At 72.8% G+C, this 15,690-nt stretch carries 15 protein-coding genes and 1 riboswitch; of the genes, 8 read left to right on the top strand and 7 right to left on the bottom strand.

Translation table 11 applies throughout. The features are described 5' to 3' along the window. Positions 1 to 87 precede the first annotated feature (87 nt). Both KV097_RS00590 and mctP read left to right on the top strand, forming a co-directional pair. On the top strand, positions 88 to 423 hold the full coding sequence (locus KV097_RS00590) for a DUF3311 domain-containing protein (protein ID WP_255558996.1): 336 nt from the start codon (positions 88 to 90) through the stop codon (positions 421 to 423). Further along, complete coding sequence (gene mctP / locus KV097_RS00595; RefSeq protein WP_301022366.1) at positions 420 to 2,078, top strand: monocarboxylate uptake permease MctP; 1,659 nt, start codon at positions 420 to 422, stop codon at positions 2,076 to 2,078. Before KV097_RS00590 ends, mctP begins: the two co-directional genes overlap by 4 nt. 24 nt (positions 2,079 to 2,102) lie before the next feature. Here the strand turns inward: mctP and KV097_RS00600 are convergent, their stop codons facing one another. Both KV097_RS00600 and cobA read right to left on the bottom strand, forming a co-directional pair. Then, positions 2,103 to 3,107: an NAD-dependent epimerase/dehydratase family protein gene (locus tag KV097_RS00600; RefSeq protein WP_308289284.1), complete on the bottom strand. Its 1,005-nt coding sequence runs from the start codon at positions 3,105 to 3,107 to the stop codon at positions 2,103 to 2,105. 52 nt (positions 3,108 to 3,159) lie between these two features. Next, complete coding sequence (gene cobA / locus KV097_RS00605) at positions 3,160 to 4,266, bottom strand: uroporphyrinogen-III C-methyltransferase (protein ID WP_220364800.1); 1,107 nt, start codon at positions 4,264 to 4,266, stop codon at positions 3,160 to 3,162. 197 nt (positions 4,267 to 4,463) lie between these two features. On the opposite strand from cobA, the gene cbiE reads away from it, so the two are divergent. Then, positions 4,464 to 5,666: a precorrin-6y C5,15-methyltransferase (decarboxylating) subunit CbiE gene (cbiE, locus tag KV097_RS00610; protein ID WP_220364801.1), complete on the top strand. Its 1,203-nt coding sequence runs from the start codon at positions 4,464 to 4,466 to the stop codon at positions 5,664 to 5,666. A gap of 31 nt (positions 5,667 to 5,697) precedes the next feature. On the opposite strand, the gene KV097_RS00615 is transcribed toward cbiE, so the two are convergent. From KV097_RS00615 to KV097_RS00625, 3 genes are all read right to left on the bottom strand, one after another. Then, on the bottom strand, positions 5,698 to 6,228 hold the full coding sequence (locus KV097_RS00615) for a DUF1440 domain-containing protein (protein WP_220364802.1): 531 nt from the start codon (positions 6,226 to 6,228) through the stop codon (positions 5,698 to 5,700). 4 nt (positions 6,229 to 6,232) lie between these two features. After that, positions 6,233 to 8,122: an endonuclease/exonuclease/phosphatase family protein gene (locus tag KV097_RS00620; RefSeq protein ID WP_220364803.1), complete on the bottom strand. Its 1,890-nt coding sequence runs from the start codon at positions 8,120 to 8,122 to the stop codon at positions 6,233 to 6,235. Positions 8,123 to 8,187: 65 nt separating this feature from the next. Further along, positions 8,188 to 9,057, bottom strand: coding sequence for an alpha/beta fold hydrolase (locus KV097_RS00625; protein WP_220364804.1), 870 nt, complete (start codon positions 9,055 to 9,057; stop codon positions 8,188 to 8,190). Between the two features lie 46 nt (positions 9,058 to 9,103). After that, a riboswitch (cobalamin riboswitch) is annotated at positions 9,104 to 9,218 on the top strand. A 73-nt stretch (positions 9,219 to 9,291) separates the two neighbouring features. Here KV097_RS00625 and KV097_RS00630 point away from each other — a divergent pair. Genes KV097_RS00630 through KV097_RS00650 form a run of 5 tightly spaced genes read left to right on the top strand, consistent with a single transcriptional unit; the run spans position 9,292 to position 14,139 of the window. After that, on the top strand, positions 9,292 to 9,966 hold the full coding sequence (locus KV097_RS00630) for a hypothetical protein (protein ID WP_220364805.1): 675 nt from the start codon (positions 9,292 to 9,294) through the stop codon (positions 9,964 to 9,966). 3 nt (positions 9,967 to 9,969) lie between these two features. Continuing rightward, a complete protein-coding gene (locus tag KV097_RS00635; RefSeq protein ID WP_220364806.1) occupies positions 9,970 to 11,052 on the top strand; it encodes an energy-coupling factor transporter transmembrane component T in 1,083 nt (360 codons plus the stop codon). Continuing rightward, positions 11,049 to 12,659, top strand: coding sequence for an ABC transporter ATP-binding protein (locus KV097_RS00640; protein ID WP_220364807.1), 1,611 nt, complete (start codon positions 11,049 to 11,051; stop codon positions 12,657 to 12,659). Before KV097_RS00635 ends, KV097_RS00640 begins: the two co-directional genes overlap by 4 nt. Continuing rightward, positions 12,656 to 13,534: an ECF transporter S component gene (locus KV097_RS00645; protein ID WP_301022896.1), complete on the top strand. Its 879-nt coding sequence runs from the start codon at positions 12,656 to 12,658 to the stop codon at positions 13,532 to 13,534. Before KV097_RS00640 ends, KV097_RS00645 begins: the two co-directional genes overlap by 4 nt. Continuing rightward, positions 13,531 to 14,139, top strand: coding sequence for an antibiotic biosynthesis monooxygenase (locus KV097_RS00650; protein WP_308289285.1), 609 nt, complete (start codon positions 13,531 to 13,533; stop codon positions 14,137 to 14,139). The genes KV097_RS00645 and KV097_RS00650 overlap by 4 nt, the downstream gene beginning before the upstream one ends. Here KV097_RS00650 and KV097_RS00655 read toward each other — a convergent pair. Together KV097_RS00655 and KV097_RS00660 are read right to left on the bottom strand one after the other, a co-directional pair. Next, positions 14,136 to 14,873 carry a FadR/GntR family transcriptional regulator gene (locus KV097_RS00655; RefSeq protein ID WP_220342290.1) on the bottom strand — a complete coding sequence of 246 codons (738 nt, stop codon included), beginning with the start codon at positions 14,871 to 14,873 and terminating at the stop codon, positions 14,136 to 14,138. The two genes, KV097_RS00650 and KV097_RS00655, sit on opposite strands and share 4 nt — an antisense overlap. A 38-nt stretch (positions 14,874 to 14,911) precedes the next feature. Continuing rightward, positions 14,912 to 15,679, bottom strand: coding sequence for a 3-oxoacyl-ACP reductase (locus KV097_RS00660; protein WP_308289296.1), 768 nt, complete (start codon positions 15,677 to 15,679; stop codon positions 14,912 to 14,914). Positions 15,680 to 15,690: the final 11 nt, after the last annotated feature.

A 15,690-nucleotide genomic window follows, 5' to 3' on the forward strand; every position in this document is an offset into this window, starting at 1 on the left:
TGACCGCGGTCACACGGGGTGACGACGACCTCCCCGCGCGACGCAGACCTCGGGCCCGCCCAGGGCCGTGACGCGAAAGGGTTGCCGATGACCTCCGGACCTCCGCCGACTGCCGACGATCCCACCCTGCACGAGACGACGCCACCGGCCAACAAACCGCTGCTGATCCTGGCCACCGTGCTGCTCGCCATCCCCGTGATCGCCTTGCTGTGGGTCGACTCGTACGCCCGCATCGAGCCGAAGCTCGGACCGTGGCCGTTCTTCTTCTGGTACCAGTTCCTCTGGGTCTTCATCACCGCCGCCCTGACCTACACCTCGTACCGGATCGTGCTGGTCGCGCGGCCGCACCGCCCTATGCACCATCGCGACGAGCACCGTCCCGACGAGCAGACGGACAGCGATCGAGCGGAGGGTGACCGGTGAGCAACGTCAACGGGGTCGGCCTGACCGTCCTGATCCTGCTCTTCGCGCTCGTCACGGTGATGGGGTTCTACGCGTCGCGGTGGCGACGCCCGCCGTCGATGGAGTCGCTCGACGAGTGGGGACTCGGCGGACGCAAGTTCGGCACGTGGGTGACGTGGTTCCTGCTCGGCGGCGACCTCTACACGGCCTACACGTTCGTCGCCGTGCCCGCCGCGATGTTCGCCACCGGAGCCGTCGCCGGCTTCTTCGCCGTGCCGTACACGATCGTGCTCTATCCGATCATCTTCGTGTTCATGGCGCGGCTGTGGTCGGTGAGCCACCGGCACGGATACGTCACGCCGGCCGACTTCGTCCGCGGTCGCTACAGCAGTCGCGAGCTCTCGCTGGCCGTCGCGATCACCGGCTTCCTCGCGACGATGCCCTACATCGCGCTCCAGCTGGTCGGCATCCAGGCGGTCCTCGAGGTGGCCGGCCTCGGCGGCGGCTCCAACTGGGTCGCGAAGGACGCGCCGCTGTTCATCGCGTTCGCCCTGCTCGCGGCGTACACCTACTCCTCGGGTCTGCGGGCGCCGGCGGTGATCGCGTTCGTGAAGGACACGCTCATCTATCTCGTCATCATCGTCGCGATCATCTACCTCCCCACCAAGGTCGGTGGCTGGGACGCGATCTTCGGCGCCGCCCAGGACAAGATGAGCACCCCGAACCCGGCGACGGGCGCGCCGACCGGCTCGTTCATCCCGACCGGGATCGACGCCCACTGGGCCTACGCGACGCTCGCCCTCGGCTCGGCGCTGGCGCTGTTCATGTATCCGCACTCCATCACTGCCACCCTGTCGAGCCAGAGCCGCAACACGATCAGGCGCAACGCGTCGATCCTGCCGGCGTACTCGTTCATCCTCGGTCTGCTCGCGCTGCTGGGGTGGGTCGCGATCGCCGCCGGGACGCAGCCGATCGGACTCGACGGCGAGCCGAACGCCCAGCTGGTGATCCCCCAGCTGTTCGAGGACATGTTCCCGGCGTGGTTCGCCGGCGTCGCCTGGGCGGCGATCGCGATCGGGGCACTGGTGCCGGCGGCGATCATGTCGATCGCGGCGGCGAACACGTTCACCCGCAACGTCTACAAGGAGTTCATCAAGCCGGACGCGACGCCGAAGCAGGAGGCGCAGGTCTCCAAGCTGTCGTCGCTGGTCGTCAAGCTGTTCGCGCTCGTCTTCGTGCTCACGCTCGACCGGCAGAACGCGATCAACTTCCAGCTGCTGGGCGGCATCTGGATCCTGCAGACCCTGCCCGCGATCGTGTTCAGCCTCTACACCAGGTGGTTCCACCGCTGGGGTCTGCTGCTCGGGTGGGCCGTGGGCATGGTGTACGGGACGATCACGGCGTACAACGTGGTCAACCCGACCACGGGCGGCCACTTCGGCGGCTCGCTGGCCGACATCCCCGTGATCGGGACGCTCGGATACATCGCGTTGACCGCCTTCGCGATCAACGTGCTCGTCGCTGCCCTGATCACGGTGGCGCTGCGTGCCGGCAAGGTCGACAACGGGCACGACGAGACCATCGCGGGGGACTACTTCGCCGATGCGGGAGACCCGCGGGTCATGAAGAGGCTCCCTCTCGTCGGCGAGCCGACCGGGAGGGACACGACGTCCTGACGACGGCTAGGTCCTGACGACGGCTCAGGGGAAGCGGGAGTCGGGCTGCAGCGGTGGCAGCCCGGATCCCGCGCCCTCGCGAGCACCGACCACCATGGCCGAGAGCGCGTCCGCCGCGCTGTGCTGCGGCTCCCAGCCGAGCTCGGCCCGGGCCCGTGCCGTCGACATCACCGGGAGGCGCAGCAGGGCGTCGAAGAGGTCGCCCGGAGCGCCGACGAGCCGGGCTCGCCACGCTCCTTCGACGACCGCCCGAGTGAGGCGCGCCGGGACCTCGAACGTCCGTGCGTCGAGGATCCGTCCCAGCTCGTCCTGGCCCAGGACATCGGCGGCCGCGATGTTGAAGGCGCCGTGGACCGGCCGCTCGACCGCCTCCGCGTACGCCCGCGCAAGGTCGCCCGCGTGGACCGCCTGCAGCCGGAGCCCGCGAGGGATCGGGACGACGGGCAGGATGCGGCGCTCGAGCATCCAGGGGCGGAGTGCGGGAGCGCCGAAGATGCGTCGCTGCTCGGACCCTGCCGAGCGCTGGAAGACGAACGCCGGGCGCATCCGTACGACCCGGACGTCGGGCCGCTGAGCCTCGAACGCGTCCAGCAGCCGCTCGACATAGGCCTTCTCCCGGCAGTACGCCGCAGGCGAGGGGCCGTCGGTCGGCCACCCCTCGTCGACCGGGTGGTCGTCGACGGCGGGCGAGTACGTGCCGACCGACGAGGCGACCACCACGACCGGGACCCGGCTCCGTGCGGCGCTCTGGAGGACCCGCCGAGTCCCGACGGCGTTCGCCTCCCACGTCGTGTCGGGATCGTGGGTCGGCTGGAACATCCACGCCAGATGGACGAACGCGTCGCACCCCTCGAGCACGGCGTCGAGGCGGTCGTCGGCGACGTCCGCGGCGTGCCACTCGATCGAGCCCTGCTCGGTCTCGGTGGCCTCGGGAACCCGGCGCGCGACCGCAACGATGTCGTGCCCCCGGCTGCCCAGCTCTCTGAGCAGCGCACTGCCGACGTTGCCACTTGCCCCTGTCACCACCACGCGCACACGCTGCTCCCTTCGTCGCAGACCCGATACCCCGCCGGCGAGGAGGTCAAACGGAGGGAGCGAAGCCCGCGACGCGTCCGACGATCGTGACCGCCGGTGCGCCGATGCCGGCCTCGGCCACCCGCGAGGCGATGGTGGCGACGTCGCCTCGGACGACGCGCTGGGTCGGGAGCGCGGCGTCGGCGATCGTGACCGCCGGCGTCGCCGGGTCCAGCCCTTCGGCGACGAACGTCTGCGTGATCGCGGGAAGGGTCGCGACCGCCATGAGCAGGACGATGTCGGTCCCGGTGCGCGCGAGTGCTCCCCAGTCGACCGTCGAGCGGGGATCACCGGGAGGCACGTGGCCCGAGACCACCGTGAACCCCTGGGTGAGGCCGCGGTGGGTCACCGGGATCCCGGCCAGCGCCGGCCCCGCGATGGCCGACGTCACCCCCGGCACGACGACGACGGGGATGCCGGCCGCCGTGCACGCCTCCATCTCCTCGCCTCCACGCCCGAAGACGAAGCTGTCACCGCCCTTGAGGCGCACCACGCGCCGACCGGCCCGGGCGTGCTCGACGAGGATCCGGTTGATCGCCTCCTGCGGGGTTGAGCGACCCCGAGGGATCTTGCCGACGTCGATCACCTCGACGTCCAGGCCGTGGAGCACCCCCAAAGGGGCGAGGCGGTCGGTCACGACGACGTCGGCGGTGCGGACCGCCTCCAGGCCGGCGACCGTGATAAGCCCTGGATCGCCCGGGCCACCGCCGACGAGGGTCACGGACCCGCCTCCTGCTCGGGGCCGCGCCGCGTCGGTGTCGGAGCCAGTGTCGGAGCCGGGCCCGGGCACCGCGTCGGGGATGGTGCACCACCGGCCGAAAGCCCGTGCGTCCCCGGCGACCCGTGCGTCGAGACCCGGATCGCCCGTGGCGGGGACGACGAGGTCGTGATCGGAGACGTCCGCGGTGTCGTACGCCCGGGAGTCCCAGCGCAGCAGCCCTCGCTCGGCGAGGTCCTGGACGGACTGGACGACCTCGGGGGCGATCACCGTGATCTCGGCGCCCGCGTCGCGCAGCGCCGCGATCCGGCCGAGCGCGGTGGACCCTCCGCCGACCACGAGGACACGGCGACCGGAGACGGGAAGGGTCGTCCGGAAACCTGCGTCGCGTGCCATCGGCCAGACCATCCTCTCGGCGCTGCGAGGGGGTGGCGCCGGCGGCGCCTCCCAGGGCCACGATCGTAGGCGCGGGTCGGCAGGTGCCTCCTGATCCGCCGCATCGCGGACATTCCGGGACGCCGTGGCTGCCGATCCTCCCCGATGCGCGGGGCGGGCTTGGGTCAGGACCCCGATGACGGATAGCGTCTGCGTCCATGCAGCGGATCACGGTCGTAGGCATCGGTGCGGACGGCTGGGACGGGCTCGCGATGGAGTCGCGGCGCCTCGTCCGGGAGGCCGAGGTCGTCATGGGCGACAAGAGGCATCTCGACTCCGTCCCCTGGTCGTGGTGGCAGGCCAGGGTCGAGTGGCCGTGGCCGGTCGAGGAGGCGCTCCCGGGTCTGCTGGAGGAGCACGACGGCAAGCGCATCGTGGTCCTGGCCGCCGGAGACCCGCTCGTCGCGGGCATCGCGACCCCACTGGTGAACCTCGTCGGCGCCGACGACGTCGACGTGATCCCGACCGTCTCGTCGGAGTCTCTCGCCCGGGCGCGGATGCGGTGGTCGTTCGACGAGACCTCGCTGGTGTCGCTGCACGGGCGCGACGTCCGCCGCCTGCTCCCGCACCTCGCCCCGGGCCGCAAGCTCATCGTGCTGTCGTCGGACGGCGGCACCCCCGCGTCGGTCGCGGCGCTGCTCGTCACGCAGGGGTACGGCGAGACCGCCATGACCGTCCTCAGCGACCTGGGGGGCCTCGCGGAGTCCCGTACCGAGGCCACGGCCGCCGCGTGGCGCGACCGGGTCTCGGCGGAGGTCAACGTCATCTGCCTGGAGTGCGTCGCGGACGGGTCGCGCCGTTCTGCGATGTCGAGCGTGCCGGGGCTTCCCGAGGCCGCGTTCGGATCGGAGATCGCCCCGATCGGCCGCGATGCGCGTGCTGCGGCCCTGTCGCGCCTGGCTCCTGCGGGTGGTGACCTCCTGTGGGCGCTGGGTGCCGGTGCCGCCTCGGTCGCGATCGAGTGGCTGCGCAGCGAGCCCCTCGCCGCCGCGGTGGTCGTGGTCGGGGCTGACGTGGCCGTCGCGGTCAAGGAGAGCGCGGCCGATCTCGGCGTTCCTGAGCTGCGGATCGTCGAGGGCGCGGCACCTGCCGCGCTCGACGGTCTCGACGCCCCCGACGCGGTGTTCGTCGGCGGTGGGGCCGCCGACGCCCCGATCCTCGACGCGGTGCGAAGTGCCGTACGCCCCGGGGGTCGGCTGGTCGTCCAGGCGGCGTCCCTCGATGAGGAGGCGGCGCTGCTCGAGCTCTTCCGGGCGCACGACGGCGAGCTCGTGCGGATCGGCGTCGAGGAGGTCCTCCCCGCAGACTCGCTCGCGTGGACGCCGCGGCGGGCCGTCGTGCAGTGGAGCCTGGTGCGCTGACCCGGCTTGCCCTGGCGCCGCCGCCCTGCCGCTAGGGCAGGAGGCGGTCGACCACCCGGCGGGAGACCTCCAACGTCAGCCCGAACACGACATGGCTCGCGGCCTCCCAGAGGACCGCGGAGCGCGGGAGGTCCCACGGGGGCTCCTGGATCTCGAGCACCGGGAGCGCGGTGCCGTGGGTCAGCGCGTAGAGCGCGAGCCCAGCCGGAGCCCCTCCGCCGCGGGCGACCCATGGCAGCGACGCCGCGGCCGCTCCGTACGCCGTGCCCGTCGCAGCGCCGAACGCGTAGTGGATCGTCCGGCTGGCCCGGATCTTCTCGTCGGTATCGAGGCCCGGGCCACCCCGCAGCTCGTCGACCTCCGCGGCGACCACAGCCGGGGGCATGTTCTCGGGTCGCCCCGCGGGGTCTGCACCGACCAGCCGCTTCTGCCACGGCTCAGGCGGGAGCAGCCGCTCGGCGGCCCGTTGTAGGCCGGGTTCCGTCACCGCTGTGACGTACGACGCGGGCACCGATGCGAGGGCGCCGACCACCGCTCCGCGCAGGACTCCTCGAGCGCTCATCCGGTCACCGTACGCCCGGTGTGCCGATGGTGTCCGACGGTGAGACGGTCACGAGGACGGGGCGGTGGTCGGACGCCTGGCTCGTCCCCACGGCGGGGTCGGTGGCTGTCAGGTCCCCGGTGACGAGGAGATGGTCGATCCGCGCGGTCGGTCGGTCTGCCGGCGAGGTCGGCCCGGCGCCGCCGAGCCCGTCTACGAGGCCGACGTCGAGGAGCATCTCGTACGCGGCGCTGCCGGGCTGGGTGTTGAGATCGCCGCCGAGGACCAGCGAGAAGCCGTCGTCCAGACGGTCCCGGAGAGCGTCGGCCAGATCGCCGGTCTGCTCACGGACACCCTCGTCGCCGTCGTGAGGTTGGAGGTGCGTGGAGACGAACCACGTCGGCACGCCGGAGACGTCGAGCCGGACCGAGAGCGCCTGGGCGCCGGTGACCGCACCGTACGACGGCAGCGGCGTGCCTACGGCCTCGTCGATCGGGAAGCGGCTGAGCACGGCGTCGCCCCACACCGGGTCGGCGGCGGGGGCGAAGACGCTGTCCCGGTCGAGGAGCCTGGCGAGGATCGCCAGCTGGTCCTGGCCGCCGTTGAGGTACCAGCCACGGTCGACCTCGCTGAGGAGTGCCACGTCGGCCTCCTTCAGCACCTCGGCGACGCGGTCCGGACGGAAGGTCCCGTCCATGCCGTACCCCATGCGCAGGTTGTACGCCGTGACACGTGCGGCACCGGGCGCACCGTCGGTCGGACCGCCGCCCTCCAGCGGACGCACGGTGACCGCCGGGCCGAGCGCCGCGGCCAGCACGGAGGCCACGGCGGCGAGGACGAGGACCGGAGTGCGCGGTCGCCGGTCGCGGGCGTCCGGGGCGCGCGAGGCGCTGGTCGTCGCCGCGGCGACACCGACCGCTGCCGCCGTGGCGACCACCACCAGATCGGCGCGATAGCCGAGGTCGTAGCCGGCGTAGTAGATGAACAACAGCACGACCCAGACCAGCGCGCCCCACCCGACCGCCGACGGCGACGCCGGCGTGCCCTGGGACGACGCGGCCCAGAGCGTCGCGAGCGCCGGCAGCCCGACGGCGTACGCGACGACCACCCACGGTGGACTTGTGGCCGGGACGCCATGCCGCTCGACGGTGACGAGGAGGACGAGCGCCACGGAGGCGACCAGCGCCGCTGCCGCGACCCATGTCGCCGCCGGGGAAGGGCGGGTGCCGGCGAGGGCCACGGCCAGCACCCCCGCCGCCGCGAGCACCGCCAGCCCGACCGTGCCGGCGACCGCGCTCGCTCGGCCGGCGTCGGCGACGACGATCCCCGCGAGCAGCACACCGGGCATCAGCAACCAGGCGAACCGACGCCCGGCGGGGGGCGACGGCTCACGGTTGCGAGCGCCGTACGTGCCGAGGCAGGTCAGCGCCACCTGCACGACGAGCAGTGCCCATCCCCAGGCGTCGCCCCGCCAGACCGCACCCCACGTGCCGAGCGCCGCATGGGTCGTGACCGAGATCGCCAGGCCGGTCACGGTGCCGACCACGGCCACGTCGCCGTACCGCGCGACCGCGAGCGCGAGCCACACGAGGGAGGCGACGAGTCCCACCGAGGCGAGGACCAGCTGAGCGCGGCCGCCGTCGCCCAGCTGGAGACCGGCCCGGGCGACGACCGCGACGGCGAGCGCGGCCACGAGGGTGACCCCCGCTGCGCGCCGCGCGGTGAGCCTGACGACGACCACCGCGACCACCACGCATCCGAGCGCGTACGCCCCCATGAGCTCGGGAGGTGTGGTGGCGGCCTGACCGAAGATCGTGATCAGCGACGGCGCCCAGACCCGGACGACGTCGACGAGGATCCACACCGCCGCGGCCATCGCGAGCAGGGCGGACGTGCGAGGGCGGACCAGCGACATGAAGGAGTTCTACCGGAGCCGCGGGAGCAGCCGCCAGAGCCGACGTGGCTCGGGGTACCGCTCGATCACCCTTCGGCGCCGAAGAACGCCGCCAGCACGTCGACCAGCTGCTCGGGCGCCTCCTCGGCCATGTGGTGGGACGAGTCGATGACCGCGCCGCCCCGGACGTCGTCGGCCCAGGTCTTCCAGACCTCCACCGGGTCGCCGCCCAGGTCGTCGAGGTCCTCACCGGCGGACCACGCGACGAGCAGCGGGGGACGGAGGCGCCGACCCGCGTCGCGGTCCTCCTCCTCGTCACGGCGGTCGACGGTCAGACCTGCTCGATAGTCCTCGAGCATCGCCCGGACCACGTCCGGGTCGCGGGTCGCCGCGCGGAACTCCGCATAGTTCTCGTCGCCGAGCTCCTCAGGTCCTCCCGCGTACCAGCTGTCGGGGTCGGCGTTGATGACTCGCTCGGGCGTCTCGGGCTGGGCGAAGAAGAACCAGTGGAACCACCGCGTCGCGAAGCCGGGCGTGATCCGTCGCAGGTGCTCGCTGATCGGGATGCAGTCCAGCAGGGCGAGCCGGTCCACCACCCCCGGATCGTCCATCGCCAGCCGGAACGCGACGTAGCTGCCACGGTCGTGCCCCGCGAGGTGGAAACGCTCGATCCCGAGCCGCCGCACTGCTCCCAGGATGTCGGCGGCCATCGCGCGCTTGGAGTGAGCGGCGTGGTCGGGAGTCGGCGCGGGTCCGCGGGAACGACCGTACCCACGGAGGTCCGGACAGACGACGGTGAACCCGCGCTCGACCAGACCTGGCGCCACCCAGTGCCAGGTGGAGGACGTCCGCGGATGCCCGTGCAGGAGGACGACCGCAGGCCCGGAGCCGCCGTGGCGTACGAAGACCTCGCTGTCGTCGAGGTGGACGACACTGGTCTGGAAGCCTTCGAACACGGCAGCATCATCGCGCAGACCGACGGCGGCGGCAGGCCCCCACGGGGTGGGCTACCCTGAGGGCGGCATCAGGGGAAGCCGGTCGAAGTCCGGCGCTGACCCGCAACCGTAGGCCTCATCCGAGGCGAGCCGGAGCACCTGCTGCCACTCCGGGTCCGAACCGTGACCTGGAGCCACCTCCTGACGCTGCCGAGGAAAACGGGCCTGTGCCCGTCGCAGCAGGAAGGATGCGTCATGCGTATGCGCGCTGCCGCCACCGCCCTACTCATCGCCGCGGCCCTGCCGCTCACGGCGACCGCACTCCCCGCCCACGCCGCCGATGGTCCCTGCCCCGATGCCGACGGCACGACCGTCGTCGTCGACTTCACCGATCTCGGGGGCGACGTCGAGGTCGGCTGCGCCGAGGACTCCGACGGGATGACCGGCATGCAGGCCCTGGAGGCCGCCGGCTTCGAGATGACGCCCGTCACCGCCAGCGGGATGACGGGGGCGTGCCGCATCGACGGGCAGCCCGCGGCCGACGACACGCTCGACGTCGGTGGACGGGACTACGTCGAGAAGTGCCAGCAGTTCCCGCCCGGCGGCGCCTACTGGTCCTACTACGTCGCCCCGGCGAACGGTGACTGGACCTATGCGCAGACTGGTGCCGACACCAACAAGGCAGTGCCGGGCGGCTTCGAGGGTTGGCGCTACCAGCTCAACCAGCCGGTCGACTCGGCCCCGATGCCGGACTTCGACCCGGCGAACCCGCCGACGGCCGCGGCGAGCGACACGGCCGACGACGCGGATGACGCCGATTCCGCTGAGGATGGCGGCTCGATCGTCTGGATCGGCCTCGGCGTCGCGGTCCTGCTCGCCGTCGCCGCCGGGTTCGCGCTCGTGCGGCGTCGTCGCAGCGAAGACGCCTGAGCCGTGCCCGAGCGTCGCGCCCGGCGCGACCTGCACCCCGGAGCCTGGTGGGTGTGGGCGCTCGGGCTCGCCGTCGCGGCCAGCCGCACGTTCGACGTCCTCCTCCTCGGGCTGGTCATCGGCGTCGCCGCGCTGATGGTCGCGGCGCGGCGGCCGGTCGCGCCGTGGGCGATGTCGTTCCGGCTCTACCTCTGGCTGGGGGCGGTGGTGGTCGTGATCCGGGTCCTGTTCGGCGTTCTTCTCGGGGGAGCGTCGACCGGGACCGTGGTCCTCGACCTGCCGCAGGTGCCGCTGCCGTCGTGGGCGGACGGGATCCGGCTGCTCGGACCGGTGACCTGGGAGTCGCTGCAGCGGTCGTTCGCGGTCGGGCTGCAGCTGGCGGCGCTCATCATCTGCGTCGGCGCCGCCAACTCGCTGGCCAACCCCCGCCGGCTGCTGAAGTCGCTCCCGCCGGCGCTGTACGAGGTCGGGGCGGCGGTCGTGGTCGCCCTGACGCTCTTCCCTCAGCTGGCGGAGAGCATCGGACGCGTACGGCGAGCGCGCCGCCTGCGCGGTGACACCGGCCGCAACACGCGAGCGCTGCGCGCCGTGGTGATCCCCGTGATGGAGGACGCTCTCGAGCGGTCGATGCGGCTCGCGGCCTCGATGGACGCGCGCGGCTACGGACGCAAGGGCTCCGCGAGCCGCGGCAGCCGTACCCTCAGCGGCGCCCTCCTGCTCGTCGGGCTGATGGGTGTCTGCGTCGGCGTGTACGCGACGGCGGACCTCACGGCGCCGCGGCTGCTCGCGGCGCCGGTGCTGGTGAGCGGCTTCGCGGTCGCCGGGGTCGGGTTCTGGTTGTCGGGGCGCACGGTCGGGCACACCCGCTACCGGCCCGACCCGTGGCACGGGTGGGAGTGGTTCACGGCCGGCTGCGGCGTCGTGGCCGCGGCAGCGTTCTTCGGGTCGTACGAGCTCGACGCGCTCACCCTCGCCGGGCTCGTCGTCGCCGCGCTGCCTGCCCTGGTGACGCCGGAGCCCACCTCGCCGTACGCCGCCCTGCATGCGACGGCGGCCGTGCCTGCAGCCGCGGGGGTGGCGGCGTGATCGCGATCGAGGGCGTGACGTTCTCGTACGACGGCGCGGCCCGGCCGGTCCTCCGCGATGTCGACCTGCACGTCGAGGAGGGTGAGCTGGTCGTCGTCACGGGGCCGACAGGCGCCGGCAAGTCGAGCCTCCTCGGGCTGCTCAACGGGCTCGTGCCGTACTTCACCGGTGGTCACCTCGAGGGCACGGTCACGGTCGGCGGGCTCCGGACGCAGGACCATCAGCCGCGCGAGCTCGCTGCCACCGTGGGCTGGGTCGGACAGGACCCGCTCGCCGGCTTCGTCACCGACACGGTGGAGGAGGAGCTTGCGTACGGGATGGAGCAGCTCGGGGTCGACCCGCAGGCGATGCGGCGGCGTGTCGAGGAGACGCTGGACCTGCTCGGCATCGCCGACCTGCGGGGGCGTTCCCTCCGGTCGCTCTCCGGCGGGCAGCAGCAGCGGGTCGCGATCGGGTCGGTCCTCACGATGCACCCGCCCGTGCTGGTGCTCGACGAGCCGACGTCCGCGCTCGACCCGACGTCGGCGGAGGACGTGCTCGCGACGCTGGCCCGGCTGGTGCACGACCTGGGGACCACGGTCGTCCTCGCCGAGCACCGGCTCGAGCGGGTGGTCCCGTTCGCCGACGTCGTGGCGTACGTCGGGACGGACGGCTCCGTCGTCGCGGGGGCCCCGGCGTCCGTGCTGGCCACGAGCCCTGTCGTCCCCCCGTTGGTGGACCTCGGCCGGTTCGCGGGGTGGGAGCCGCTGCCGTTGACCGTCCGCGAGGCGCGCCGTGCCTCGACGACGCTGCGCAAGGCTCTCTCCGACGCGCCCCCGCCCACGTCGTCCCGTCAACGCGGATGGGACGGAGGGCTGCTGACTGCTCGCGGGGTCGCGGTGCGGTACGGCCCGCTGCACGCCGTACGGAAGGTCGACCTCGACCTCCCCGCCGGGTCGGTCACGGCGCTGATGGGCCGCAACGGATCGGGCAAGTCGACGCTCCTCTGGGCGCTCCAGGGATCGGGCGAGCGGCACGGGGGAGACGTCCGCGTCCTCGGCGACGACCCGGCGACACTCTCCCGCAAGGACGCGCGCCGTCGGGTCGGCCTCGTCCCGCAGACCGCGAGCGACCTCCTCTACCTCGAGTCGGTCACCGCCGAGTGTGCAGCATCCGACGCCGAGGCGGACACCGCCGAAGGCACCTGTGCCGCGTTGCTCACGCGCCTGGCCGGGCCGATCGACCCGGCCACGAACCCGCGCGACCTCTCCGAGGGCCAGAAGCTCGCGCTCGTCCTCGCCGTGCAGCTCACCGCGGCGCCGCAGGTGGTCCTCCTCGACGAGCCGACGCGTGGCCTGGACTACACGGCGAAGACGGCCCTCGCCGAGGTGCTGCGCGGTCTCGCTCGCGAGGGAGGTGCGGTGCTGGTGGCGACCCACGACGTCGAGTTCGTCGCGGAGGTCGCCGACCGGGCGGCGGTGATGGCTCAGGGCGAGCTGATCGCCTCAGGGGACGTACGGCAGGTGCTCGCGACGTCGCCCGCCTTCGCGCCGCAGGTCGCGAAGGTCCTCGGGCAGCCGTGGCTCACGCTCCGCGACGTGCGCGAGGCGTTGGAGGACCGGTCGTGACCGCCGTCGCGCTCCGGCCGCGCTCCACCGCGGTGCTCGTCCTCGTCTCCGTCGCCGGCCTCGCGATGTTCGGCTGGCCGCTGCTGTTCGAGCCGGGGTCGGGTCAGCAGGACGCCCAGAGCCCGATGTACTTCGTCCTGCTCCTGCCCCTGCTCCTCCTCATCGTGCTCGCCGAGCTGTCCGAAGGTGGGATGGACGCCAAGGCGCTGGCGATGCTCGGCGTCCTCTCGGCGATGCAGTGCGGGATGCGAGCGCTGAGTGCAGGGACGGCCGGGCTCGACCTGGTCTTCTTCCTGCTGGTCCTCGCCGGACGGGTCTTCGGGCCAGGTTTCGGCTTCCTGCTCGGGTGCACGTCGTTGTTCGCCTCGGCCCTGCTGACCGCGGGCGTCGGGCCGTGGCTGCCGTTCCAGATGATGTGCGCGGCGTGGCTCGGGATGGGCGCCGGCCTGCTGCCGAGGAGGATCACCGGGCGCTGGGAGATCGCGATGCTCGCCGCGTACGGCGTGTTCTCCGCGTACTTCTACGGGGCGCTGCTCAACCTGTGGTTCTGGCCGTTCCTCGCCGGGGTCGACACGAGCGGGGAGCAGGGCCTCGCGTTCGTCCCCGGCGCGTCGCTGGCCGAGAACCTCGGGCGCTTCTTCTGGTTCACCCTGCTCACGTCGAGCGGCTCGTGGGACACCGGCCGTGCGATCACGAACGCCGTCGCGATCGTGGTGATCGGCCCGGCCGTGCTGCTCACCCTGAGACGGGCGGCGCGGCGTGCGTCGTTCGGCCGTACGCCGACGTTCGGTGCCCGGAGCGCGGACGACCCCGCGGTGAGACCGGTCACGAGTGGGCCGGAGGCGCCTTTTTCGCCCGTACGCTCGGGGAAGTGACAGCAGAGACGACCGTGTCCGGCGCGCCGGTGACCGTGGCGATCACCCGCCGGATCGACCCGTCGACGGTCGACCAGGTCGTCGCGTGGGTGCATGCCGGCTCGGCGCTCGCCGAGCGGTTCGAGGGCTTCCTCGGCACGGGGTGGATGCGGCCCAGCGTGGTGTCCGACGAGTGGCACATGCTCTATCGGTTCGCCGACGCCGACAGCCTCGCGCACTGGGAGGCGTCTCCGCAGCGCCGCTGGTGGCTCGACGCCGGCAAGGACATCGTCGAGGACCAGCACGCGGAGCGCCGCACGGGCATCGAGGGCTGGTTCGACCCGCCTCAGGACTACGACGTCGAGGACCTCAGGCCGCTGCCGGCACCACCGCCCCGATGGAAGCAGGCGACGCTGATCTGGGTCGGTTTCTTCCCGCTGTCGCTGCTGCTGGGCACGGTGCTGCACCTCCTGTGGCCAGACCTCCACATCGTCGCCCGCACCCTGCTGACGACCCTCGTCGCGACCCCGATCATGACCTACGCGGTGCTGCCCGCCGTCACGTCGACGTTCGAGTGGTGGCTGCACGGACGGTCGCCACGCTCCCGCGGCCTGCTCGAGGGTTAGCTCAAGAACCCGCGCAACAACGCCGCGGACCCGGCCAGGTGCTCGTCCATCGCGGCCGCCGCGCGGTCCGCGTCCCCCGCCAGGACGGCGATCACGATGGTCTCGTGCTGTTCGTCGGAGTGGGCGATGTTGCGGGGGAGCAGCGGGATGTCGTCGAGCAGGACGTTGACGCGCGTCCGGGCGTCGGCCACCAGCGGGAGCAGGGACGGCGAGCCGGCGAGCTCCGCGAGGGTGAGGTGCAGCCGCGAGTCGAGGCGCCGGTAGTCCGCGGGCGACGAGCCGCGCACGTCCTGCAGACGTGACCACAAGGCCTCGCGCTCGGCCGAGGTGAGGGTCCGGCCGGCAGCCATCCGTACGGCACCGACCTCGAGGATCTCGCGCAGCCGGAGGACGTCGTCGAGCTCGCCCGCGGAGATGGCCGGCGACTCGCGCCCGGTGCCGCGCGGCAGCTCGTCGACGACGAACGTGCCGCCGTAGCGGCCGCGGCGCCGCACGAGGTAGCCGGCGTCGGTCAACGACCGGATCGCCTCGCGGACCGTGTCGCGGCTGACGCCGAGCCGCAACGCGAGGTCGCGCTCCGCCGGCAGCGAGTCACCCGGCGCGACGACGCCGAGACGCACCGTCTGGAGGAGGCGCGAGACGGTGTCCTCGAACGCGTTGCCGGTGCGCACGGGGCGCAGCAGCGCGTCCTCCACGCCGCCGTCCTCGGCCCCGTCGGACGGTGCGGTGCTCATCGTCGCGACCTTATCCCGGCTCGCTCACGAGGGCGCTGTCAGAGGGGCGTGACGTAGGCCGAGCTGATGCCGCCGTCGACCATGAACGTGGTCGCGGTGACGAAGGACGCGTCGTCGCTGGCCAGGAACGCCACCGCCGCCGCGATCTCCGCCGGCTCGGCGAACCTGCCTGCGGGCACGTGCACGAGTCGGCGGGCCGCGCGCGCGGGGTCGGCGGCGAACAGCTCCTGCAGCAGCGGCGTGTTGACCGGGCCGGGGCAGAGCGCGTTGACCCGGATGCCCTGGCGCGCGTACTGCACGCCCAGCTCGCGGGACAGGGCGAGGACTCCTCCCTTGGAGGCGGTGTAGGAGATCTGCGAGGTGGCCGACCCCATCACGGCGACGAACGAGGCCGTGTTGACGATCGACCCCCGGCCCGCGGGCACCATGTGACGCAGTGCCGCCCGGCACGAGAGGAAGACCGACGTCAGGTTCACGTCTTGGACGCGCTTCCACGCGTCGAGGTCGGTGACCTCGATCAGGTCGTCCTCCGGCGGCGAGATGCCGGCGTTGTTGAACGCGACGTCGACCGCGCCGTACGCGTCGGCCGCCGCGTCGAAGAGCGCGTCCACCTGTGCCTCGTCGGCGACGTCGACGGGGACGAAGAGGCCCCCGACCGACTCGGCCGCCTCCTTGCCCGCGGTGTGGTCCACGTCACCCACGACGACGCGAGCACCCTCGGCGGCCAGCCGGCCGGCGGCGGCGAGACCGATCCCGCTCGCGCCGCCGGTGACGACCGCGACCCTGCCGGCGAGTCTCTGTGTCAGGTCGAGCGGGC

This window comes from Mumia sp. zg.B17 (assembly GCF_019550915.1).
Classification (GTDB): domain Bacteria; phylum Actinomycetota; class Actinomycetes; order Propionibacteriales; family Nocardioidaceae; genus Mumia.